Genomic DNA, 22,301 nt, shown 5'->3' with positions numbered 1-22,301 from the left:
GGGAGAAAGACATGAGGGCGAGGACACGGCCCGAAAGCGTGGGAGTCGAGGTGGTCGGGCGTTTCGTCGACGAGGAGGTCGGCCCGCACGCGGACGCGTGGGACCGGGCCGAGCACATCCCCGGTGACGTGCTGCGGCGGGTGGGGGAGCTGGGACTGTGGGCCCCGTTCCTCCCCGCCGAAGCGGGCGGCGCCGGGCTGGACATGGTCACCCTCGGGCGGCTGCACGAGGAGGTCGGCCGCGGGTGTTCGTCGCTGCGCAGCCTGCTCACCGTGCACACCATGGTGACCGCGACGGTGCAGCGCTGGGGCGACGACGAGCAGCGCGGCAGCTGGCTGCCCGCCTTGTCCGAAGGTACGACCCTGGGCGCGTTCTGCCTGTCCGAACCGGATTTCAGCGGCAGTGACTCGACCGCCGCGGGGACGACGGCGGTCGCCGAGAACGGCGTCTGGACACTGCGGGGGCGCAAGACCTGGATCACCGGCGGCCAGGTCGCCGGGCTGCTGCTGGTGTTCGCCGGCACGGCCACCGGGATGAGCGCGTTCCTGGTGCCCTCGGACTACCCGGGCGTCCGGGTGACCCCGGTCCGGCACATGCTCGGCACCACCGCGAGCATGCTGGCGACCATCGAGTTCGACGACGTCCGGCTCGACCCGTCCGCGCTGGTCGGGCCGCCGGGCTGGGCCGCGGGAACGGTGATGACCGGAGCGCTCGATCTCGGGCGCTACAGCGTGGCGTGCGGTTCGGTCGGGATCGTGCGGGCGGCGCTGGCCGCGTCGGCCGCCTACACCTCGGCGCGATCGGCCGGCGGCGGGCTGCTGCGGGACCTGCCGCAGATCCGCGCCAAGATCAGCGAAATGGTCACCGCGCGTGACGCCGGGCGCCTGCTGTGCGAGAAGGCGGGACGGCTCAAGGACGCGGGCGACCCGGCGACCATCATGGCGACCTGGGTGGCCAAGTACTTCGCGTCCACGGCCGCGGCCAAGGCGGCTTCGGACGCGGTCCAGATCCACGGCGCGAACGGCTGCGGACCGGATTACCCGGTGGCGCGGCTGTACCGCGACGCGAAAGTCATGGAGATCATCGAGGGCAGCACCCAGATCCAGGAGCTGACCATCGCGGACGAGGCGTACCGGGAGGTGTCGGGATGAGCAGGGACAGCACGGTCTTGGAAAAGCCGAAGCGGGGCCGCATCAAATGCGTGGTGTGGGACCTGGACAACACGCTGTGGGACGGCACTCTGCTGGAGGACGGCGAGGTCACCGTCCGGCCGGAGGTCGTGGCGGAGATCAAACGGCTCGACGAGCTGGGCGTCCTGCATTCGGTGGCCAGCCGCAACGACCACGAAGCGGCGATGGCGCGGCTGAAGGCGGCCGGGCTCGACGAGTACTTCCTGTACCCGCAGATCAGCTGGAACCCCAAATCCGGTTCGGTGGAAAGGATCGCGAAGGCGCTCAACATCGGCCTCGACGCGATCGCGTTCGTCGACGACCAGCCCTTCGAACTGGAGGAGGTCGCGCACGCGCTGCCGACGGTCAAGACCGTCGACGTGGCCAGGCTGGGAGAGACCTTGGCGTCGGAGGAGTTCCGGCCCAAGTTCGTCACCGACGAGTCGCGGGTGCGCCGCGAGCTCTACCGCGCGGCCGCCGTGCGGGAGCAGGTCGAACAGGACCACGAGGGCACCAGCGAGGAATTCCTGTCCACTTTGGACATGAAGTTCACGATCGCCCGCGCCCAGCGTGAGGATCTGCAGCGGGCCGAGGAACTGACCGTCCGCACCAACCAGCTCAACTCCACCGGCCGCACCTACTGCTACGACGAACTGGACGAGCTGCGGACCTCGCCCGACCACGTGCTGCTCGTCGCGTCCCTTTCGGACAAGTACGGCGGTTACGGCAAAATCGGGCTCGCGCTGGCCGAACGCGGCGCGGAGGCCTGGCATCTGCGGATGATGCTGATGTCGTGCCGCGTGATGTCGCGCGGCGTCGGCACGGTCCTGCTCAACCACATCATGGGGCTGGCGAAGGAAGACGGCGCGAAGCTGCGCGCGGACTTCGTCGAGACCGGGCGCAACCGGGTCATGTACGTGACCTACGCCTTCGCGGGGTTCTCCGAGATCTCGCGCGACGGCGCGCGGCTCGTCCTGGAGTCCGACCTGAGCACGATCCAGCCGCCGCCGCCCTATCTGACGATGGAGCTGCGATGACCAAACCGATCACGGCGCGGCCCTGGCTGCCCGGCGGGATCCCGCCGGGCAGCGCGACGAGGCTGTTTTGCTTCCCGCACGCGGGAGCGAGCGCGGCGGTCTACCGGGAATGGGTCTCCGCGGCCGGCGACGACCTGGCCGTCCTGCCGGTCCAGCTGCCAGGCCGGGCCGAACGCGGCCGCGAGACACCGCACGGCGACGTCGAAAGCCTGGTCGAGGCGGCCATCGACGGTCTCGGTGACGCGCTGACCGGGGACTTCGCGTTCTTCGGGCACAGCGTCGGCGCCCTGACCGCGTACCTGCTCACCCGCAGGCTCGCCGAGCGCGGGGCCACGCTGCCGAAGCACCTGTTCGTCTCGGGCAGGGCGGCGCCGCAGCTGCCCGACACCCGGCTCCAGCTGCGGGACCTGCCGGACGAGCGGCTCGCCGCCGAACTCCACGCGCTCGGCGGGCTGCCGGGCGTCCTGCGGCGCGAACGGGAACTGCTGGCGATGTTCCTGCCGCTGATGCGGGCCGATCTGGCGGTCAACGAGACCTACCGGCACTTGCCGGGGGAGCGGTTGCCGGTGTCGCTGACCGTGTTCGGCGGCGACCGCGACCCGCGGGCCGATCTGGACGAACTCGCGGCGTGGCTCGAACTCTCCGCCGACTCGACGATGGTCACCTACCCGGGCGGGCACTTCTACCTCGAACAGCGCGTACCGGAGCTGCTCGCGGTGATCCAGCGGAAGCTGGGCCGATGACCACGCAGTGGTTCTCGGCCTGGAAACAGCCTTCGGGCGCGCTGGGCGAACGGCTCCGCCCCGGCCGGGACGCGCACGTGTGGCGGATCCCTCTTGCTCGGGTGCTCGCCCCGGGCTCGGCCGAGGTCTACGGCCTGCTCGGCGCGCTCTCCGAAGACGAGCTGCGCCGGGCGGCCGCCATCACGGTGGACGAGGAACGGGCCCGGTTCCTGGCCTCGCACGTCGCCCTGCGCGACGTCCTCGCCTCCTACACTGGCATCCCGCCGTCCGCGCTGCGGTTCACACGCGACGGCGATCGTCCGGCACTGGCGGGCGAGACGGGGATCGAGTTCAGCCTGTCCCGCTCCGGCGCGCTGGCGCTGGTCGCGGTCACCGCCGGGGTCCGGGTCGGCGTGGACGTCGAAGAGGTCCGGGCGGTCGACCACGACGGCCTGGCCGCGCGGACGCTGCGTCCGGAGGAGGCCGCCGCCGTACACGAGCCGCTGACCTTTTTCCGGTACTGGACCTGCAAGGAGGCCTATCTCAAGGTCGACGGCATCGGCCTCGCCGGCCTGCCGGGGCCCTCGTTCACCCTCACCGGCGGCGAAGTCGTCTTCGACGACCGTCCTGAGTGGACGATCACGGAACTGGACGCCGGCGCCGGCCACGCGGCCGCGCTGGCCGTCCCGGCGCGCCCGGTCACCGTGCGCGCCTTCGACTGGCTTCCCGGCAGGCAGCGCACGGCCGGGGAGCACCGGAAAGGCGGAGTGAAATGAGCGACCCGAAAGCGGAGCTCGAAGCGTTCATCCAGACCACGGAGTTCAGCTGTCTCGGCGCTCGCGCGGCGTTGAAGAAGGGCTCGATCGTCCACGGCCACTACCCGGCGCTGGGGGATCCGGAATCGGCGCGTGCCCACTACCGCGACATGCTCGGCTACGCCCGCGGCATCCGATCCACCTTGTCGGACAAGAGTTTCCGCACCTTCGTGTCGACTTTCGAGGAACCCGGCGGGGTTCTCGACGAGGAGGAGTACGAACGCCTGCTGTGGCGCCATCTCCAGCTCATCCACGACATCGACAGCCGCACCTACGGCCTCGACGAGGGTGCCACCTCGGACCCGAACGAACCGAACTTCGGCTTCCACGTCGCCGGGCACTCGTTCTTCGTCGTCGGCATGCACCCGGGCTCGTCCCGGGCGAGCCGCCGGTTCTCGCGGCCGGCGATCGCGTTCAACTCGCTGATGCAGTTCATGCTGCTGGGGGACAAGTTCTTCTCGATGCAGGACGCGATCCGCAAACGCGAGACGACCAACAACGGCTCGGTCAACCCGAGCTTCACCACCTACGAGTACCAGATGCCGTCCCGCCACTTCTCCGGGCGGATGACCGAAGAGGACTGGAAGTGCCCGTTCACCTCGCGGCACGAGCCCTCGTCGGTCAAGTACACCTCGGACGTGATGCAGCGCCCCACCGGCTGACCCCTCCCGCCGCGAAAGAGCCCCCGGCCACTTCGGTGACCGGGGGCTTTTCGTTGTGACCAGACACGGAACTCGCGTGCTTGAAGCCCGTGACTCACGTGATTGGAGCCGTGACTCGCGTGACCGGAGCCGGAACTCGTCCGATCACGCGAGTTCCGGCTTTAATCACGCGAGTCACGTCTTCGGGCCCGGTCGGGAACCCTCAGGCGAGGGCCTCGACGCGGCGCGGGACCGGACGGCGCAGCAGCGCGGTGCGGGTCGCGCGCGGGATCCGCTGGTAGACCAGCTCCCGCAGGGTCGCGCGGCGGAAGGTGTAGCCGGCGTCGTCGTCCTCGCGGCGCAGCACCGAAAGGCTCGCGAGCCGGGAGAGCGTGCCCTCGATCTCGGCGGTGTCCCGGCCGCAGACGGCGGCGACGTCCTCGGCGGTGAACGCGTCCCCGGCGAGGCTGGCCGCCTTCAGGAGGGATTTCTCGGTGGCGGGCAGGTTGTCGAGCTGCGCGGCGAGGGTCCGGCGGACGAGCGGGGGTGTCATCGCCTGGCCCAGTCCCGGAAACGGGGTGGTCCTGCCGTGCACCTCCTGGGCGTACGCGTGCGCGAAGCGGGGGTTCCCGCCGATCCTGCCGATCAGTTCCTGCCTGCCGCGGATGAGCCGGGCGGTGCCGGGAAGGAGCTTGTCGAGCAGTTTGCCGACGGCGTCGTCGGAAAGCGGGGCGAGGCTGACCGTCGTCCCGCAGCGTTCGCCGTGTTCGGCTTCCAGCAGCCCGGGCCGGGCGGACGCGACGATCAGGACCGGCAGCCCCGCACAGGCTTCCCCGAGCCGGTCGACGGCGTCCCGGGTCTCGACGTCAGCGCGGTGCAGGTCGTCGGCCAGCACCACCAGCGGGCCGTAGGCGGTCAGTTCGCCGGCGGCCGCCCGGAGCGCGGAGTCGCCGCCCTCGGTGCGCAGCCGCGAGGCGGTCTGGGGGAGCAGGCCCGGGACGACGGCGAACGCTTCGGCGACGTCGGCACCGGCGTCCAGCACCCGGATCCGGGGCTGTTCGGACAGGGTCTCGGCGAACTCGGCGAGGAGCCGGGTCTTGCCGATCCCGGGCTCGCCGAGCACCGTCACCCGATGCGGGCGGCCGCCGCGCTCGACGAAGCCGAGAAGGTGGTTCAGCAGATCCAGGTCGTGGTCACGGCCGACGAAGCCACCTGGATCGGCGGGCTCCGCAACCGGGTGCTGGCGGACGGAAACGGCGTGCCACCAACCAGGGGAGTCCTCCGATGCCTCGTGCACCACGGCGGGTTCGGAGGCCTCGCGGACCGCGTCCGACACCCGGATCCGGCCTTCCGGCGCGCGCAGCGCCGAGCGGACACAGCGGTCCAGCACGGGACCCGCCACCTGACCGGGACCGGCGGCGGTGAACTCGACGAGGACGTCGCCGCTGTCGACGCCGATCTGGGTGGCGATGCCCGCTGTGACCAGCCGGTCGTGGATCCGCAGCGCGGTCCGGGTCGCGTGGACGGCGTCGTCGTCATCGGTGCGGGGGAGACCGAACAGGGCCAGCACGACCGGACCCGATTCCCCGGGCAGATGCGCACCCGCGGCGAGCGCCTCTTCCTCGACGACGGTCCGCAGCCGTGCTTGCACCGCGACGGCCTCTTCGGGGTCGTCGTCCGGGGTGGCGGCGAGGGCGACACCGATCGCGACGACCGGCTTGCGCTCGCTCTCGACGGGCTCGGACCGGGGCAGGGCGATCACCGGGGCGGGCGTGAACGGCAGCGGCTCGGCCACCGGGGCGGGCTCGGCCGCCGGCTCGGGTGCGGGCCGCGGCGCCGGGTCCGGGCGCCGGGTGAGCAGGGTTTCGTCGTGCTGGAGGATCGCGCGCTCCAGCTCGCGCAGTTCCTTGCCCGGTTCCAGGCCGAGGCCCTCGGCGAGGCTGGCGCGCGTCGCGCGGTAGACCTCGAGGGCGTCGACGTGGCGGCCGCAGCGGTAGAGCGCGGTCATCAGCTGGGCGTTGAGCCGCTCGCGGTTCGGGTTGGCCTCCGCCATCCCGCGCAGGTCGGTGAGCACCTCGTGGTGGTGCCCCCGGTCCAGCTCCAGCCCGAAGAGATCCTCGTGGACGGCGATCCGCTGGTCCTCCAGCGCGACCAGCTCGGGCCACACGACGCCGGTCTCGGTGAGGTCGGCGAGCACCGGGCCACGCCACAGCGCGAGCGCGTCGCGGTACGCCGAGACGGCCTGGTCGACGTCGCCACCCGCCTGCGCCGTCCGGCCTTCGGCGGCGAGACGCCGGAACCGGGAGACGTCGACCTGGTCGCTGTCGACGCGCAGCAGGTAACCGGGGGCGTGGGTGAGCAGCATCGCCTGCTCGGCGCCGGTGCGCTGGGCCAGCGTGGCGCGCAGCCCCGAAACGGCGTTCTGCACCATCTTGCGCGCGGTCGCGGGGATCTCGTCCGCCCAGATCGCCTGCAGCAGGGTGCTGGTGGCGATGACCTCGTTGTGGCGTAACAGGAGATAGGCGAGCACGGCCCGCTGGGTCGCCCCGCGCAGCACGACCGGACGTCCGTCGTGCACGACGTTGAAGGGGCCGAGTAGATCGAAACGCACGGGGTCACCACCTTGTTCGGGGCTTGCGAAGACGATCTCCACCGTGGCCCCGCACCCCGCCTCCCGACAACGTTGTGGCGCGGATACTGGCTCGGTGCCAGTGGCACCCGAGAACGATGCCAGTTACCGCCCGATGTGTTGACTGTGGACGTTCCCACTGCTAGACGCGCGCGGCTCTCCATGCATTTCGTCCTCTAAATGCGTGCCGCGCACCTCCGCCTGATCGCAATTAGTCCTCTGAATGCGGGATTCAGGTGCGGTATTCGCCGGTCAGGATCCCCGCCGCGAGCTCCACGCGGGACGCGTACCCGGTCCGGGAGAACAACCTGCTCAGCCTGCCTTCGACGCTCTTCTCGCTGGTTTCGAGGACGACGGCCAGTTGCCGGTTGGTGAGTCCCTCGGCGACGAGGATCGCCAGCAGCCGTTCGTTCTCGGCGGTCGTCTCCGTCCGGCCGGGACCGGCGAAGCCGTTGTCGCGCAACAGCTTCCGCACCCGGCCGCGCCAGAACCAGGCGCCCACCCCGCCGAACAGTTCGTACGCCTCGGTCCACGACTGTTCCGGCCGGTGCCCGGCGAGGCCCGCCTGCAGGAGCGTCATCGCCGACTCGTAGGGGACGTCGCGGCGTTCGCGGGCGATGGCCGCCGCGCGCCGGGCCGCGGCGGGCTCGCGGTACACCACCGCCCGGGCCAGGTGGTGGTTCTGGTGCGCGCGGGCGGTGTCGAGCTGGGTGGCCGTGCGCGCCGCGCGCCGGACCCAATGCTCCCCTTCGCGCTGCTTGTTCCGCGCCAGCGCCGAACGCGCCAGATCGGCCCAGAGGTCCTCGGTGCCCAGGACGTAGCCGCCCGCGTCGGCGCTGCGCGCGGCCGAGTACAGCAAGGCGTCGGCGCCTTCGGTGTCGCCGAGCTTGCTGAGCACGGTGAACTCGGCGTGGTCGATCGTGTGCCGCATCCCGGACGGGCGGCTGTCGGCGGCGAGCGCCCTGGCCCGGGAAAGCCAGCCTTGCGCGCCGAGGATCCGGATCGCGCATTGCGTCAGCAGGAAATGCAGTGGCCGCGCCGGATCGGTACCGCCCAGCATCGTCCGGCGGGCCAGCTCCATCGCCTCCGGCCAGTCCCCGCCCAGGTAGTTCAGCGCGAACCGGTTCGCCACGGGCAACTCGCCGACGACCAGTCCGGACGCGGCGATCCGCTGTCGCACCTGCCGGAGTTCTCCCAGCTGCAACAGCATTTCCACTTCGAACCGGCGCTGTTCGACCTCGTACTGCGGCAGATGCGCCGCCCGCCACAGCTCCGGATGTGCCACGAGGGTGTGCAGCTGGGACGTGTCGCCGAGCACGACACCGCAGGCCGCGAGGAACATCGTGCCGAAGTCGGCGGTGATGTGGTTGCTGGCGGTCCACACCGCGCGTTCCCGTTCGAGCAGGTCGCGCGTCTCGATCCAGCGATGGCTCAGCAGCAGGGCGTACGCCCGGTTGATCACCATCAGGGCGGGGTCGTCCGGCAGCACCGGTGACGCGCCCGCCGCGATCTCGGCGAGCTCACCGAGATCGCGGCGGGCGGCGAGCCCGGAGATGAACACGGTCGACAGTTCCTGCGCTTGAGCCGGGTCCAGATGGCCGAGATGCTTGCAGAGCACCTGCCGCGCGCAGTCCCCGGCCTCGGCCGCCCGGTAGTGCAGCGCCTTGGCCGAGCTCAGCAACATCAGCACGACCGTCCGCTCGGGCGGTTCGGTCACCCAGGACAGCGTCGCGTGGAGCCAGCGTTCCGCCTTGGCCCCGTCGGTGAACAGGACCCGCTTGCCGTTCTCGAGGAGTTCGGCCGACGCGCGGCGCGTGTCGACGAGCGATCCGGCCTGGGTGATCCAGTCGAGCACCAGATCGGGATCGGAGACGGACGCGGACCCCGACCACACGGCGTGGACCGCCTGGGCGGCCAGGCTGCGCGTGGCGTACGGGCCGATCCCGGTCAGCAGCGCGTCCCGGACGGCGGGGACCCGGAACCGGTGCCCGCCGTCCCGGTCACGCACCAGGACCCGTTCGGTGACGAGCTTGTCCAGCACCGCGCGGAGGTCGGCCTCCCGCCACCCGAGCGCGGTCGCGGCCAGCCCGGCGGCCGAGGCGCCGAGCGGCCCGAGGGCCGCCATCGTCTCGGCGACCTCCCGCACCCCGCCACCCGCCTCGGTCACCGCCCGCAGGAGCGGATGGTCCTCGGTGGCCACCGGCTGGTCGACCCGTTCGACTCGGTAGGCGGTGCGGTCGACGATCCGCAGGGCCCCGGCGGACCGGTAACCGTGCACGAGCGCGGTCAGCGCGGCCGGGTTGCCCCGGGCCGCGGCGTGCAGTTCGGTCACCAGGCCGTCGTTCGGCATGGCCGAGACCAGCCCGGTCAGCAGGGACCGCGACTGGGCCCGCGAAAGCGGCCGGAGAAACCGCAGCTTCGCGCGGCCGCCCGCCCGCAGCCGTGCGAAGGCCCCGAGCAGCGCGGGACTTCCGGACAGGTCGTCCCCGGCGCCGATCCGCACCGTCGCGACCACGCTGATCGGCGTCTCCGCCGAACACCGGTGCAGGAGCGGGCTCACCAGCCGGGCGGTGTGCTCGTCGAGCCACTGCGCGTCGTCGACCAGCACCACCAGCGGGGTCTGCGTCCGCAGGAGGGCGAACACGGCCGTCGCGATCTTCGCGACGGTTTCCGGGGTCGGCGTGGTCTCGCCCGCCCTGGCGAGCATGGCCAGCACGGATCGCCGCGCGGGCTCCTCCTCGGCCCGGTCCGCGCCGAGGAGGACGAGAAGCCGGAAGATCGCGCCGTACGGGAGTGTCCGGTCGAGTTCGGCCAGCCGTAGCACCAGCACCTTGGCCGACGGGGTGAGTTCCTCGGCGAGCCTGTCGAGCACCGTGCCCCGGCCGCAGCCGGGTTCGCCCGCGAGCACTGTCAACGAGGTCGCGGCGAGCACCACGTCGTCCCGCAGGGCCCTGACCTCCTCGGTACGGACATCGGCTCGCAGTCCCGTCCCGGCGCCCGGGTGCCTGGTGCTCATGCGCCCAGTTCACCAGGACGGGGCCCGGCTGGCCGTCACCCAACCGTATGAACCATGCCGTGGTGGGCGTCTCAGTCGACCGGTGACCGGTGATTCCTCCCGGGTACCGGCGGTTCTCCGGCCGTCGACAAACCGGCCGGTATGCTGAGACTCCGCACGAGAAGGAGCCGGCCATGACACGAGCGACCACCCGGAAGGCCGAGGCGAGCGGCGAAGACCAGGCCGCCGTCCCGCGCCGTCTGCTGTCGCACGCCACGAAGCTCTTCGCCAAGAAGGGTTTCGACCGCACCTCCGTGCAGGAGATCGTCGAGGCGGCCGGGGTCACCAAGGGCGCGATGTACCACTACTTCGGCTCCAAGGACGACCTCCTTTACGAGATCTACGCCCGGGTGCTGCGTGCGCAGACCGAGCAACTGGAAAAGGTGGCCTCGAGTGAGGCGCCGCTGCGGGAACGGCTGCGGTCCGCAGGCTCCGACGTCGTCGTCAGCACGATCGACAACCTCGACGACAACACGATCTTCATGCAGTCCATGCATCAGCTCAGCGTGGAGAAGCAGAAGGCCGTCCGCGCGGAACGCCGCAAGTACCACGAGCGATTCCGCACGCTGATCGAAGAAGGCCAGGAGTCCGGCGAATTCCGCGCGGACAAACCGGCCGACGTGATCGTCGACTTCTTCTTCGGCTCGGTGCACCATCTCGGTTCCTGGTACCGGCGTGGTGGCGCGCTCTCGGCCCGGCAGATCGGCGACCACTTCGCCGATCTCCTGCTGGCCTCGCTGCGACCCGAATAGCGTTCAGCCCGGTGGCGTGGGCACGAGCCGTTCCGCGAACCATTCGCTGCGGCGTTCGAGCACCGTTCCCACCTCCCAGCCGGCGGCGAAGGCGAGTAGCCCTTGCGCCACTTCATCCGCGGCCTCGGCAGGCCAGCCCTGGGTGGCCAGGCTCGACCGCAACGCTTCGGTGTAATCGGAGAAGGTGAAGCCGGGCAGTTCCGCGACGAGGGCCGTCGTCGTCCCGTGGTGCGAGTTCAGCCCGGCGAACGACCGGCTGCACCCGCATTCGGAATCGGGTGATTCCTCGCCGTCGTCGCAGCACGGGGCGATCCAGAGCAGCTCGCCCTCGATGCAGTGGGTGAAATCGTTCTCCCGCGCACCCTGGGTCTTCGAGGTGGCCACGAGCAGTTTCATGAGTACTCCCTGTTCGATCAGATGTTCGAACAGGTATACCGGCGGGGTCCGACACTTTCCGGGCCGGACCCCGCCGGGCGGATCAGGCGGGCAGGTCGATCAGCGGCGCGAGGGCCGCGCGATGCCGTCCAGGAGTGCCCAATGCGATCTCGTCGCTCTTCGCCCGCTTCAGGTACAGATGCGCGGGGTGCTCCCAGGTCATGCCGATCCCGCCGTGCAGCTGGACCGCCTCTTCGGCGGCGTGGACGGCGATGGGGGAGTTCCGGGCCTGCGCCACCGCGACGGCGATCGCGATGTCGTCACCGGAGGCCAGGCAGTCGGCGGCGTAGCGTGCGGTCGCCCTGGCGTTGACCAGATCCGTGTACAGATTCGCCAGCCGGTGCTTCAGCGACTGGAAGGAGCCGACCTGACGGCCGAACTGGTAGCGCTCCTTCAGATAGCGCACCGTTTCGTTCAGCGCCCATTCGGCGATCCCGAGCTGTTCCGAAGCGAGCAGCCCCGCCGCCGTCACCAGTGCCGTGTCCAGCGCGGACGCCGCCGTCGAGGAGCCGGCGACGCGCTTCGCGGCCACGTTCTCCAAAGTGACGTCGGCGATGCGCCGGGTCAGGTCCAGGGAAACCGCTTCGGTGACCGTGACGCCCGCCGAAGCCGCGTCGACCGTGTAGAGACCGGGACCGTCGGGTCCCACCGCCGGGACGACGATCAGCTCGGCCACGGAAGCGTCGACCACGCTGCGGACCTGACCGCTGAGCGTGCCGTCGGCGGTCGCGGTGACCGTCGAGGGGAACTCGGCGCCCGGCGCGGTCGAGAGCGGCACGGCCAGCGCGCCGACGAGCGCACCCGCGGCCAGTTTCCCGAGCCTTTCCGCCACTTCCGGCTGCGAAGTGTCGGTCGCCAGCAAGGCCGACGTCGCCAGGACGGCGCTACCGAGATAGGGGACGGGGGCGACGCTGCGCCCGAGTTCCTCCAGCACGACGGCCACTTCACGCGCCGACGCGCCATGCCCGCCCAACGCCTCCGGGACGGCGAGACCGGCCGTGCCGAGATCGGCGGCGAGCGTGCGCCACAACGCCAGGTCGTACGGCTCCGCCGTCTCGGTCCTGGAGATCAGGGACGCGGGTTCCACGCGGTCGGAGAACAGATCGCGGACGCTGGCCCGGAGGTCCTCTTCGACCTCGGAGTACAACAGGTCGCTCATCGGGGCAGGTCCTTCCAGGCGACGTCCTTGTCGATCCGCGGCTCGGACGGCAGCCCCAGCACGCGTTCGGCGATGATGTTGCGCAGGACCTCCGAGGTGCCGCCCTCGATCGAGTTCCCCTTCGCGCGCAGATAGCGGTACCCGGCCTCGCGGCCGAGGAAGTTGACGCCGTCGGGACGCCGCATCGTCCAGTCGTCGTAGCGCAGGCCTTCGTCACCGAGCAGTTCGATCTCCAGCCCGGACGCGGCCTGGTTCAGCTCCGAGAACGCGACCTTGACCGCGGATCCCTCGGGTCCCGGCGCACCGGCGGCGAGTTGCTGCCGCAGCCGCGAACTCACCAGGCGCAGGCTTTCGCCCTCCACCCACAGTTTCAGCAGCCTGTCGTGCAGTTCGGAGGTCCGCAGTTCCGGCCGCTCCCGCCAGGTCTCCGTGACGACGCCGACCATCCCGCCGTCGCGCGGGAACTCGGTCCCGCCGATCGCGACCCGTTCGTTCATCAGCGTGGTCTGCGCGACCTTCCAGCCCTCGCCGACCGCGCCGAGGCGGTGCGCGTCGGGAATGCGGACCTCGCTGAGGAAGACCTCGTTGAACTCGGCCTCGCCGGTGATCTGGCGCAGCGGCCGGACCTCCACGCCCGGCGCGGTCATGTCGCACAGGAAGTACGTCATGCCACGGTGTTTCGGCACGTCGGGATCGGTGCGGGTGACCAGGATGGCCCACTGCGACTTGTGCGCGCCCGACGTCCAGACCTTCTGGCCGGTGACCACCCAGTCGTCGCCGTCGCGTACCGCGCGGGTGCCCAGCGCGGCGAGGTCGGATCCGGCGCCCGGCTCGCTGAACAGCTGGCACCACACCTCCCGCTCGGTCCACAATGGACGCAGGAAGCGCTGATGCTGTTCGGGCGTGCCGAAGGCGAGGATGGTCGGCGCGGCCATGCCGAGGCCTATCCCGATCCGCCGTTTGTCGTTGTCCGGCGCGCCCGCCGCCGCGAGCTCCTTGTCCACGACGGACTGGAGTGAACGCGGCGCGCCCAGCCCGCCCAGGCCCTCGGGGAAGTGGATCCACGCCAGCCCGGCGTCGAACCGCGCGTCGAGGAAGTCCTGGCGCGGTGCGCTTTCCGGCGGGTACGCGGCCAGCAGATCGGCCACCCGCCGCTTGAGATCGTCCACAGTGGTCACTTCTTCTCCCCGCAGTATTTCTTCAGTTCACGGTGCGCCAGCGAGCGCTTGTGCACCTCGTCCGGGCCGTCGGCCAGGCGCAGTGTCCGTACCTGTGCCCACATCTCGGCGACCGGGAAGTCCTGGCTGACGCCACCGGCGCCGAACAGCTGCACGGCCTTGTCGAGGATCCATTCGACGGTGATCGGCGTGGAGATCTTGATCGCCTGGATCTCGGTGTGCGCGCCCTGGTTGCCGACGGTGTCCATCAGCCACGCGGTCTTGAGCACCAGCAGCCGCTGCTGCTCGATCTTGACCCGCGCCTCGGCGATCCAGTCCTGCACCACGCCCTGTTCGGCGATCGGCTTGCCGAAGGTCTCGCGCGAAAGCGCCCGGCGGCACATCAGCTCCAGCGCGCGTTCGGCCATGCCGATGGCGCGCATGCAGTGGTGGATCCGGCCCGGTCCGAGACGGGCCTGCGCGATGGCGAACCCGTCGCCCTCGCCGGCGATGAGGTTCTCCGCCGGCACGCGGACGTCCTCGAAGAGCACCTCGGCGTGCCCGCCGTGGTCGCCGTCGGTGTAGCCGAACACGTGCATGCCGCGTTTCACGGTCATGCCGGGGGTGTCGCGGGGGACCAGGATCATGCTCTGCTGCTTGTGTGCGGGTGCGTCCGGATCGGTCTTGCCCATCACGATGAAGATCTTGCAGTTCGGGTTCATCGCGCCGGAGATGTACCACTTGCGGCCGTCGACGACGTACTCGTCGCCGTCCCGGCGGATGCTGGTGGCGATGTTGCGCGCGTCGGAGGAGGCGACGTCGGGTTCGGTCATCGCGAACGCGGACCGGATCTCGCCGTCCAGCAACGGCTGGAGCCACTGCTTCTTCTGCTGGTCCGTGCCGAACATGGTGAGGACTTCCATGTTCCCGGTGTCCGGCGCCGCGCAGTTCAGCGCGGTCGGCGCGAGCCGCAGGCTGCGGCCGGTGATCTCGGCCAGCGGCGCGTACTGCAGGTTCGTCAGGCCCGCGCCGTGGTCGCCGGGGAGAAAGAAGTTCCACAGCCCGCGCTTGCGGGCCTCGGCCTTCAGCTCCTCGACGATCGGCGGCTGCGACCATTCGCTGTCACGCTCGGCCAGCTGGGCCTCGAAGACGGCCTCGGCCGGGTAGACGTGCGAATCCATGAACTCGAGGAGTTTTTCCCGCAGCTCCTCGGTTTTCGCGTCGAAGGCGAAGTCCATCTCTATCCCTCTTCCTTGAGAGTCTCGTTGCCGTGCGCGATCAACGGGACGACGCCCGAGCCGATGCCGTCGAACCCGGCACCGACGGTCTGCCCCTTGCTGTAGCGGAGGTGGATGCCTTCCAGGATCACCGCGAGTTTGAAGAAGGCGAAGCTCACGTACCAGTTGAGCCGGGAGACGTCGCGGCCGGAACGCTCGGCGTACCGCGCGATGACCTCGTCGTTGCGCGGGTAGCCCGGCGCCGAACTGGCGTTGGACACGAACTGCAGGGAGACCTTGTCGCGTTCGGCGTAGGCCACCAGCAGCGCGAGGTCGGTCAGCGGGTCGCCGAGGGTGGACATCTCCCAGTCCAGCACCGCGGTGATCCGGTCGTCCGCGTTCACCAGCACGTTGTCGAGCCGGTAATCGCCGTGGACGATCGACGGCCTGCCCGATTCCGGCACCGACGACGCGAGCCGGTCGTGCAGTTCGTCGACGCCGGGCAGATCGCGGCTGCGGTTGCCGTCGAGCTGCTTCTTCCAGCGCCGCAGCTGGCGTTCGAGGAAGCCCTCCGGACGGCCGAAGTCGCCGAGCCCCACCGACTCCGGATCGACGGCGTGCAGCGCGACGAGCGTGTCGACCAGCTCGTCCGCGATCGCCTTCGTCCGGGCGGGGCCCAGCGCGGCCAGTTCGGTGTCCGAACGGAAAGGAGTGCCCTCCACGAACTCCATCACGTAGAACCGCGAACCGATGACGTCGGTGTCCTCGCACAGCAGCACCGTTTCCGGCACCGGGACGGCCGTGCCGTGCAGACCGGAGATCACCCGGAACTCGCGGCCCATGTCGTGCGCGGTCGGCAGGACGTGGCCCAGCGGCGGGCGGCGGACCACCCAGCGGGACCGGCCGTCACCCACGACGTAGGTGAGGTTGGACCGGCCCCCTTCCACGACCTCGCCGCTCAGGTCGCCCTGGACGAGACCCGGCCGGTGCTCTTCCAGGTGGGCCTTGAGCCTGGCCAGGTCGAGGCCCGGCAGGTCGGTCTGGTTCATGGTGCCTCCAGCGTCTCGCTTTCCGGTTACAGTACCGACCAGTCGGTATGTCGGGTAGGGGTGGTCCGGCGAGGTGCCGGAGGTCACCCGGTCAGGCGATCAGCCGGACGACCATTTCCGCGACGCACGCCGGCTTCGGCTCGCCGTCGATCTCGATGGTCCACCGGACGACGGCCTGCTTGCCGCCGGCGACGTCGGTGACCTCGATCAGCTCGGCGCCCGCCCGGATCTTCGAGCCCACCTTGACCGGCTGCGGGAACCGGACCTTGTTCAGGCCGTAGTTGATGCCCATCTTGAGCCCGTGGACCCGGTAGAGCTTCCCGACGAAGCCCGAAATGAGCGACAGCGTCAGGAAACCGTGGGCGATCGGCGCCCCGAACGGGCCACCGGCCGCCTTCTCGACGTCGACGTGGATCCACTGGTGGTCGTCGGTGGCGTCGGCGAACAGGTTCACCCGCTCCTGGGTGAGCGTCAGCCAATCGCTGTAGCCGAAGTGCTCGCCGACGGCGTTCTCGAACTCCTGCAGGGAGGCGAATTCGCGCATGGCTCAGTCCTTCGGTCCGCCGGCGACGTAGATGACCTGGCCCGAGATGAACCCGGCGCCGTCGCTCACCAGGAACGAAGCGAGGTTGGCGATGTCGTCGGGGGTGCCGACGCGCTGCACCGGGATCTGCGACGCGGCCGCCGCCTTGAAGTCCTCGAACGACATGCCGATCCGCTCGGCGGTCGCCGCGGTCATGTCGGTGGCGATGAAGCCGGGGGCGATGGCGTTCGCGGTGACGTTGAACTTGCCCAGTTCGATCGCGAGCGTCTTGGTGAAGCCCTGCATGCCCGCCTTGGCCGCGGAGTAGTTGACCTGGCCGCGGTTGCCCAGCGCCGAGGTGCTGGACAGGTTGACGATGCGGCCCCACTTCTCCTGCGTCTGGTACTTCTGCACCTCGCGGGTCATCAGGAACGAGCCCTTCAGGTGCACGCCCAGCACCGAGTCCCAGTCCTGTTCGGTCATCTTGAACAGCAAGTTGTCGCGGGTGATACCGGCGTTGTTGATCAGCACGGTCGGCGCGCCGAGCTCCTCGGCCACCCGGGTCACCGCCGCCTCGACCTGCGCGGCGTCGTTGACGTCCAGCGCGACGCCGACGGCCTTGCCGCCTTCGGCGACGATCGCTTCCGCCCCCTGCTTGACGCCCGCCTCGTCGAGGTCCAGCAGGCCGACGGCGAACCCGTCGGAAGCGAGCCGCTTGGCCACGGCCGCGCCGATGCCGCGGCCGGCGCCGGTGACGATCGCTACACGGGAGGGATGTTCGGTCACGGGTGACTCCTCGTCGTCGAGTGGAAGTGACGCCGAGTCTGCCGTACTAAGCGGTTGGTTTATAGAGATGCCCGGTGATGACTCCCCCTGTGATCGTCATCACGGTGGGTGCCGCCGATGCCCGAACGAATAGTCCGGACGACCTGATCGGACCGGTCTCTAGCGCTCCGACCTGCACTTCCGAAAGCCTCGGCGCACCGATACGAGCGCAACCGGAGGTGCCACATGCGCCGAAGAGCCCCTGTCCTGACCGTCCTGCTCCTGGTGACCTTGCTCGGGGTGACCAGCGCGCAAGTCGCACAGGCCGCTCCCGGGCAGCCGCCGCCGGAGAACGCCGCGGTGCCCGGTCCGCGCACGCTCACCCTGATCACCGGAGACCGGATCACCGTGCAGGAGCGGCAAGGCGAGGTGCCCGCCCTGTCCGTGCAGCCGGGACCCGGTCGTGAGCGGATGGGTTTCCAGCGCAGCCAGGACAAGGACGGCTGGGCGGTCTACCCGGCCGACGCCCTGCCGCTGGTGGCGAAGGGCGTTCTGGACGAGCGCCTGTTCCGGGTCGACCGGCTGCTCGCCGACGGCTACGACGACAGCGCGCGATCGACCCTTCCGCTGATCGTGCAGCAGGACGGCTCGGCGGCCATCGTGGGCGCGACCGCGGTGCGACGGCTGGACAGCGTCGGCGCGACCGCGTTCGCCCAGCCCAAAGAGCGCGCGGGGGAGTTCTGGTCCACTTTGACCGGTCCTCGCGCGGCTTCGGTGCGGAAGGTGTGGCTGGATCACCGGGTCAAGGCGAACCTCGACCACAGCGTGCCCCAGATCGGTACGCCGCGGGCCTGGCAGAGCGGGTTCACCGGCAAGGACGTCAAGGTCGCGGTGCTGGACACCGGGGTCGACGCCGCCCATCCGGATCTGGCGGGAAAGGTGGTCGCGGCCAAGGATTTCTCCGGTGGCGGGGACCCCACCGACCGGCACGGCCACGGCACCCACGTCGCCTCGACGATCCTCGGGTCCGGCGCGGCGTCCACCGGGCGGCTCAAGGGTGTCGCGCCCGACGCGGGACTGCTCGCGGGCAAGGTGCTCGGGGACGACGGCAGTGGCGGCTGGTCCGAGATCATCAGCGGGATGGAGTGGGCGGTCGCCGAGGGCGCCAAGGTGATCAACCTGAGCCTCGGCGGCGAGGACGGTGAAGACGTCGATCCGCTGGAAGCGGCGGTGAACCGGCTCACGAAGGACCACGGCGTGCTGTTCGTGATCGCCGCCGGCAACGACGGGGAACGCGGAGCGGGCACGGTGGGATCGCCGGGCAGCGCCGACGCGGCACTCACCGTCGGCGCGGTGGACCGGGCCGACGCGCTCGCGCCGTTCTCCGGCAAGGGCCCGCGCCGGGGCGACAACGCGGTCAAACCGGAGATCACCGCGCCGGGCGTGGAGATCGTCGCGGCGAAGACCGGAGGCGGCTACCAGCCGATGTCGGGCACCTCGATGGCGACGCCGCATGTGGCGGGCGCGGCGGCGCTGCTCGCCCAGCAGCACCCCGACTGGCGGCCCGAGCGACTCAAGGCCGGGCTCACGGGCACCGCGAAGCCGGCCGAAGGACCGACCGTCTTCCAGCAGGGAACCGGGCGCGTCGACGTCGCCAAGGCGGTCGAGCAGCGTGTGAGCACCGATGTCACCACGCTGGCCTTCGGCACCGTTCCGGTGGCCGATCCGAAACCATTGACCCGGGAGATCACCTACCGCAACAGCGGTGACGCTCCCGTCGACCTCGACCTGCGGCTCGACGTCCGTGACGAGAACGGGAAACCGGCGGCCGACGGCCTGTTCGCGGTGGACCGGCCGCGGATCACCGTGCCCGCCGGGGCGACCGCGACCGCCGTGGTCACCGTGAACCCCGCGCGGAAGCCACGTGGTGCCTATGGCGGCACGCTGCTCGCCACGTCCGCCTCCGGCGCCGAGGTCCGCAGCCTGATCGGCGCCGACCTCCAGCGCGAGGTCTTCACGGCCGACGTCAAGCTGTTCGACCGCAAGGGCAACGGACCCGGGCCGCAGGGACCGAGCGGCATCCTGTTCGTGAGCAATCTGGACAGTGGCGACCTGAAGATCTACGACGCGCGGGAAGGTGGTGGCCCGATCCAGTTGCCGCAGGGCCGCTACCTGTTCGTCGTCCAGATCCACGAACAGCCGGGGTCGAGTCTGGTCAGCGAGCCGGGCTTCGTCCTCGACCGGAATCGGGAAGTGGTGCTGGACGGGCGCTCGGCCAAGCCCGTGACGGTACGTACCGATCGCCGGGACGCCAGCTCGAACGGCCAGATCATCGTCTTCTCCGAAGAGGTCGCGGGCCGGGGCGCGACGAGCCATTCGTGGTACCAGCCGAGGCTTTTCGGCGAGGAGCAGTACTCCTACGTCGCCCCCACTCGCACGGACGTGCCCGGCTTCAGCTTCCTCGTCACGACCATGCTGAGCAAGCAGACCGCCGAGGGCCGGTCGGAGAACAGCCCGTACGTCTACAACCTCCAGTTCCCCAGCGAGGGCCGGGTTCCCGACGTCTCCGCGTACCGGGTGCGCGACCACGAACTGGCGAAGGTGACCGTCACCTACGCCTCCACCGGTAAGCAGTGGGGCAACCTGCACGTGCTGCCCTCGCCCTACGACGACGAAGTCGCCTTCGGCAACGCCTGGTTCCTCACCGCTCAGGCCCAGTTGCCGTCGACGCGGGAGGAGTTCTACAGCACCGGGAAGATCCGCTGGCTGAAGCGGCTCTTCGTGGACCGGGTCGGCAGCAACGGAACCTGGGGCGACATCCATGAAACCGCGGCAGGCGTGGAATACCGCGCGAGTCAACGGTCCAAAGAGGACTGGAACCGCGCCGTCGTCGGCCCGACCCTGACGAAGCTGACCAAGGCGGTGCGCGACGGTGACACCATGAGTGTCCTGCTCCCGCTGCTCTCGGCGAGTGGTGACCACGTCAGCCTCTCGGCGGTGGAAGGCACCACACGGCTCTCGCGGGACGGGAAGGAGATCGGTTCGGTGCCCAAGGTTCCCGGCCACATGTGGCCGAACGCCGGTCCGGTCACCTTCACCGTTCCGCCGGAGGCCGGCGACTATACGCTGACCGTCGACGCGAAGCGGCCGGAAGACGCCAACGCCGAGTTGTCCGGCAATGTGGTCATGTCGTGGAACTTCCGCTCGCAGCGGAGCGCGGGAGAGACGCCGCTGCCGCTGATGACGCTGCGGGCCACCCCGTCGCTCGGCCCGGCCAACGACGCCTGGCGCCTGCTCCCGCTGGTCGTGCCGATCGAGGTCGAGCGATCCGCGGGGATGACGGGAACGCTGCGGCAGGTCACCGCCGAGGCCTCCTTCGACGGCGGCAAGTCCTGGCACCGGCAGCCCGTCTTCGGCAGCGGTCCGCACCGGCAGGCCCTCGTCGTGGCGCCGCCGTTCGGTTCGTCGGCCTTCGCGTCCCTGCGGCTGTCGGCGACGGATTCCGGTGGGAACTCGGTGACGCAGACGATCACGAACGCTTATCGGCTGCGGTAGGCGTCCGGCCTCGTGAGTGGTAAGTGTCGTTCTAACGGCACTTACCACTCACGACCCACCCGCCCCACTGGCTACCAGCGCTTGCCTGCTTGCCTGTACATGAAGGCCCCTTGCTTGCGCCTGGCTCTGTGAAGGACCCCTTCATGTACTTGGGCCTGGCGTGAAGGCCTCCTTCACTACCTTCAGGGTAGGCAAGGAGGCCTTCACGACCAGCCAGAGTTCAGCTTGCGCGCCTGCCCAGGACCTCAGTGATCAGCTTCGGCAGTTCGCCAGATGCCTTCCTCGCGGGAAACGAGGGTGCCGATCTCCTGCGCGGCGACGCCTTCCGCGGCGAGCGTCTTCCTGGCGAGTTCGACGTCCTCCGGCCGCACGGCGACCACGAGCGTCCAGTCACCCCAGGCCTGCGCGAGCTCGAACAGGCCGAGTCAGGACACGGATCCCGGCGACGACCGGTTCGGGGAGCCGGGCCCGCTCTTCGACGAGCAACGCGTACGCCCAGAGGTAGCCGGGCGAACCGAGCAGCAGCAGACGATCACCCGCCTCGGCGGCCGCTGGGTCATCGGTTCCGCCATTTTCGAATAGTCCTGGTCATTCGTGGTATCTCTTCGATGAGCAGTGGGGCGACGATTCCGCAACTGATCCCGATGAGGATTTCGGACCAATGCGGAACGGGTGCCGGGATGAAGGCGAGCACAAGGAAAAGGATGGCGAGCCAGGTCTTCCACTGTTTTCTCAGAAGCCAGAGGAACCTGGCAAGCGGGGAAACGTGCACGGAGTTCGACCACGCTTCTTCGAAGAGCCGCCGGAAGATCCTGACGAAATTCGGCAGCATGCCCTGCGGTGAAGCGACCTCGATCATGACACCTTCGAGGCTTCTTTGCCGGTAAGGATCGTATATGTCGAATCGCACGATTTCGCCGTCCACGGAGAAGCAGGTGGCGAGTTCCATGTCCTCCGGTGTCCTGCTCAGCCGGATTTCGACCGTCGGTGAGTTGTGGAACTCCCGAATCCATGCCGTGATGCGCTCATTGTAAATGGATCGCATGGTTTCGTTTCGCCATTTCGCGGCGAGTGTCGGGGCGGCGAGCAATATGCGCACTTTCACCCCGGCTTCGGCTCGCTCGTGAAGTGCGCGAACCGTCTCTTCGTAAGGTGGTGTCACCAGCATCGGTAGGCAGATTTCGCCTTGCGCGGACCGGAGGAGGTCCAGATACGAGTGAAATACCGAGGAGTTTTCCATCGGGCCGAGGATCTTGATGTAGGGCTCGAGTGTGACGCGAATCGCCAGCAGTCGGTCGGCGACACCTTGGTCGCCGAGGTGGGCTGCGATCAGATATGCCAGATGGGGGACGCGTCCGGTCATCGTCGTGCCGTGAATGACGGCCTGGGTGAGCCATTCTCTGTGGAGCAGGTCTCGAATCGCCAGGCGAGCCTCGGTGATGGACTCGAGTCCGGGATACTGACGGACGATCTCGGCGAGATCCTTCTCTGGCCGGTCGTATTCGCGGGTTGCCATCACCACGGCCAGCATTGCCGAGGAGCGAGTCAACCCGGTCTGCTGGAGATCTTGGGCTATTCGCAGTTCCGACCTGTCGAGAGTTCCCACGAGGCCTCCTCCTGG

General features: G+C 69.8%; 18 protein-coding genes. 8 read left to right on the top strand and 10 right to left on the bottom strand.

The annotated features are described in order from the left end of the window. Positions 1 to 11: 11 nt before the first annotated feature. Genes IE302_RS08965 through gntA form a run of 5 tightly spaced genes read left to right on the top strand, consistent with a single transcriptional unit; the run spans position 12 to position 4,405 of the window. Complete coding sequence (locus IE302_RS08965) at positions 12 to 1,151, top strand: acyl-CoA dehydrogenase family protein (RefSeq protein ID WP_191253711.1); 1,140 nt, start codon at positions 12 to 14, stop codon at positions 1,149 to 1,151. After that, complete coding sequence (locus IE302_RS08960) at positions 1,148 to 2,206, top strand: HAD-IIIC family phosphatase (protein WP_191253709.1); 1,059 nt, start codon at positions 1,148 to 1,150, stop codon at positions 2,204 to 2,206. The genes IE302_RS08965 and IE302_RS08960 overlap by 4 nt, the downstream gene beginning before the upstream one ends. Then, a complete protein-coding gene (locus tag IE302_RS08955) occupies positions 2,203 to 2,949 on the top strand; it encodes a thioesterase II family protein (protein ID WP_191253707.1) in 747 nt (248 codons plus the stop codon). Before IE302_RS08960 ends, IE302_RS08955 begins: the two co-directional genes overlap by 4 nt. Then, positions 2,946 to 3,704: a 4'-phosphopantetheinyl transferase family protein gene (locus IE302_RS08950; protein WP_191253705.1), complete on the top strand. Its 759-nt coding sequence runs from the start codon at positions 2,946 to 2,948 to the stop codon at positions 3,702 to 3,704. The genes IE302_RS08955 and IE302_RS08950 overlap by 4 nt, the downstream gene beginning before the upstream one ends. Then, positions 3,701 to 4,405 (top strand): guanitoxin biosynthesis heme-dependent pre-guanitoxin N-hydroxylase GntA, encoded by a 705-nt coding sequence (gene gntA / locus IE302_RS08945; RefSeq protein ID WP_191253703.1) that lies wholly within the window; start codon positions 3,701 to 3,703, stop codon positions 4,403 to 4,405. The genes IE302_RS08950 and gntA overlap by 4 nt, the downstream gene beginning before the upstream one ends. A gap of 202 nt (positions 4,406 to 4,607) precedes the next feature. Here gntA and IE302_RS08940 read toward each other — a convergent pair whose 3' ends face one another. Together IE302_RS08940 and IE302_RS08935 are read right to left on the bottom strand one after the other, a co-directional pair. After that, positions 4,608 to 6,995: an ATP-binding protein gene (locus IE302_RS08940; RefSeq protein WP_191253701.1), complete on the bottom strand. Its 2,388-nt coding sequence runs from the start codon at positions 6,993 to 6,995 to the stop codon at positions 4,608 to 4,610. Between the two features lie 250 nt (positions 6,996 to 7,245). Further along, the gene (locus tag IE302_RS08935) at positions 7,246 to 10,029 is read right to left on the bottom strand and encodes an ATP-binding protein (RefSeq protein ID WP_191253699.1); all 2,784 of its coding nucleotides are present in this window, start codon (positions 10,027 to 10,029) and stop codon (positions 7,246 to 7,248) included. A 173-nt stretch (positions 10,030 to 10,202) separates the two neighbouring features. Here IE302_RS08935 and IE302_RS08930 point away from each other — a divergent pair, with 173 nt between their 5' ends. Then, on the top strand, positions 10,203 to 10,820 hold the full coding sequence (locus IE302_RS08930) for a TetR/AcrR family transcriptional regulator (RefSeq protein ID WP_191253698.1): 618 nt from the start codon (positions 10,203 to 10,205) through the stop codon (positions 10,818 to 10,820). Positions 10,821 to 10,823: 3 nt separating this feature from the next. On the opposite strand, the gene IE302_RS08925 is transcribed toward IE302_RS08930, so the two are convergent. The 7 genes from IE302_RS08925 to fabG all read right to left on the bottom strand — a co-directional run bounded on the left by IE302_RS08925 (position 10,824) and on the right by fabG (position 17,146). Then, complete coding sequence (locus IE302_RS08925; RefSeq protein WP_191253697.1) at positions 10,824 to 11,216, bottom strand: DUF7715 family protein; 393 nt, start codon at positions 11,214 to 11,216, stop codon at positions 10,824 to 10,826. Positions 11,217 to 11,298: 82 nt separating this feature from the next. Continuing rightward, the gene (locus IE302_RS08920; protein ID WP_191253696.1) at positions 11,299 to 12,414 is read right to left on the bottom strand and encodes an acyl-CoA dehydrogenase family protein; all 1,116 of its coding nucleotides are present in this window, start codon (positions 12,412 to 12,414) and stop codon (positions 11,299 to 11,301) included. After that, positions 12,411 to 13,592, bottom strand: a complete 1,182-nt coding sequence (locus tag IE302_RS08915; protein ID WP_191253695.1) for an acyl-CoA dehydrogenase family protein — start codon at positions 13,590 to 13,592, stop codon at positions 12,411 to 12,413. Before IE302_RS08915 ends, IE302_RS08920 begins: the two co-directional genes overlap by 4 nt. Then, on the bottom strand, positions 13,589 to 14,809 hold the full coding sequence (locus tag IE302_RS08910; protein WP_191253694.1) for an acyl-CoA dehydrogenase family protein: 1,221 nt from the start codon (positions 14,807 to 14,809) through the stop codon (positions 13,589 to 13,591). The genes IE302_RS08915 and IE302_RS08910 overlap by 4 nt, the downstream gene beginning before the upstream one ends. Positions 14,810 to 14,811: 2 nt before the next feature. Next, the gene (locus IE302_RS08905) at positions 14,812 to 15,837 is read right to left on the bottom strand and encodes a phosphotransferase family protein (protein ID WP_191253693.1); all 1,026 of its coding nucleotides are present in this window, start codon (positions 15,835 to 15,837) and stop codon (positions 14,812 to 14,814) included. A 91-nt stretch (positions 15,838 to 15,928) separates the two neighbouring features. After that, positions 15,929 to 16,381: a MaoC family dehydratase gene (locus IE302_RS08900; RefSeq protein ID WP_191253692.1), complete on the bottom strand. Its 453-nt coding sequence runs from the start codon at positions 16,379 to 16,381 to the stop codon at positions 15,929 to 15,931. 3 nt (positions 16,382 to 16,384) lie between these two features. Continuing rightward, complete coding sequence (gene fabG, locus IE302_RS08895) at positions 16,385 to 17,146, bottom strand: 3-oxoacyl-ACP reductase FabG (RefSeq protein ID WP_020637045.1); 762 nt, start codon at positions 17,144 to 17,146, stop codon at positions 16,385 to 16,387. A gap of 225 nt (positions 17,147 to 17,371) precedes the next feature. Between fabG and IE302_RS08890 the strand changes: the two genes are divergently transcribed. Together IE302_RS08890 and IE302_RS08885 are read left to right on the top strand one after the other, a co-directional pair. Continuing rightward, positions 17,372 to 20,680, top strand: coding sequence for a S8 family peptidase (locus IE302_RS08890; protein ID WP_191253690.1), 3,309 nt, complete (start codon positions 17,372 to 17,374; stop codon positions 20,678 to 20,680). A 297-nt stretch (positions 20,681 to 20,977) separates the two neighbouring features. Then, complete coding sequence (locus IE302_RS08885; protein WP_191253688.1) at positions 20,978 to 21,262, top strand: hypothetical protein; 285 nt, start codon at positions 20,978 to 20,980, stop codon at positions 21,260 to 21,262. Here IE302_RS08885 and IE302_RS08880 read toward each other — a convergent pair. Further along, positions 21,237 to 22,286, bottom strand: coding sequence for a phospholipase D-like domain-containing protein (locus tag IE302_RS08880; RefSeq protein WP_191253686.1), 1,050 nt, complete (start codon positions 22,284 to 22,286; stop codon positions 21,237 to 21,239). The two genes, IE302_RS08885 and IE302_RS08880, sit on opposite strands and share 26 nt — an antisense overlap. Positions 22,287 to 22,301 lie beyond the last annotated feature (15 nt).

It is taken from the genome of Amycolatopsis oliviviridis (assembly GCF_014654365.1).
Classification (GTDB): domain Bacteria; phylum Actinomycetota; class Actinomycetes; order Mycobacteriales; family Pseudonocardiaceae; genus Amycolatopsis; species Amycolatopsis oliviviridis.
Note: the sequence above shows the minus strand (reverse complement) of the source record. Positions and strands in the feature narration are given on the sequence as shown.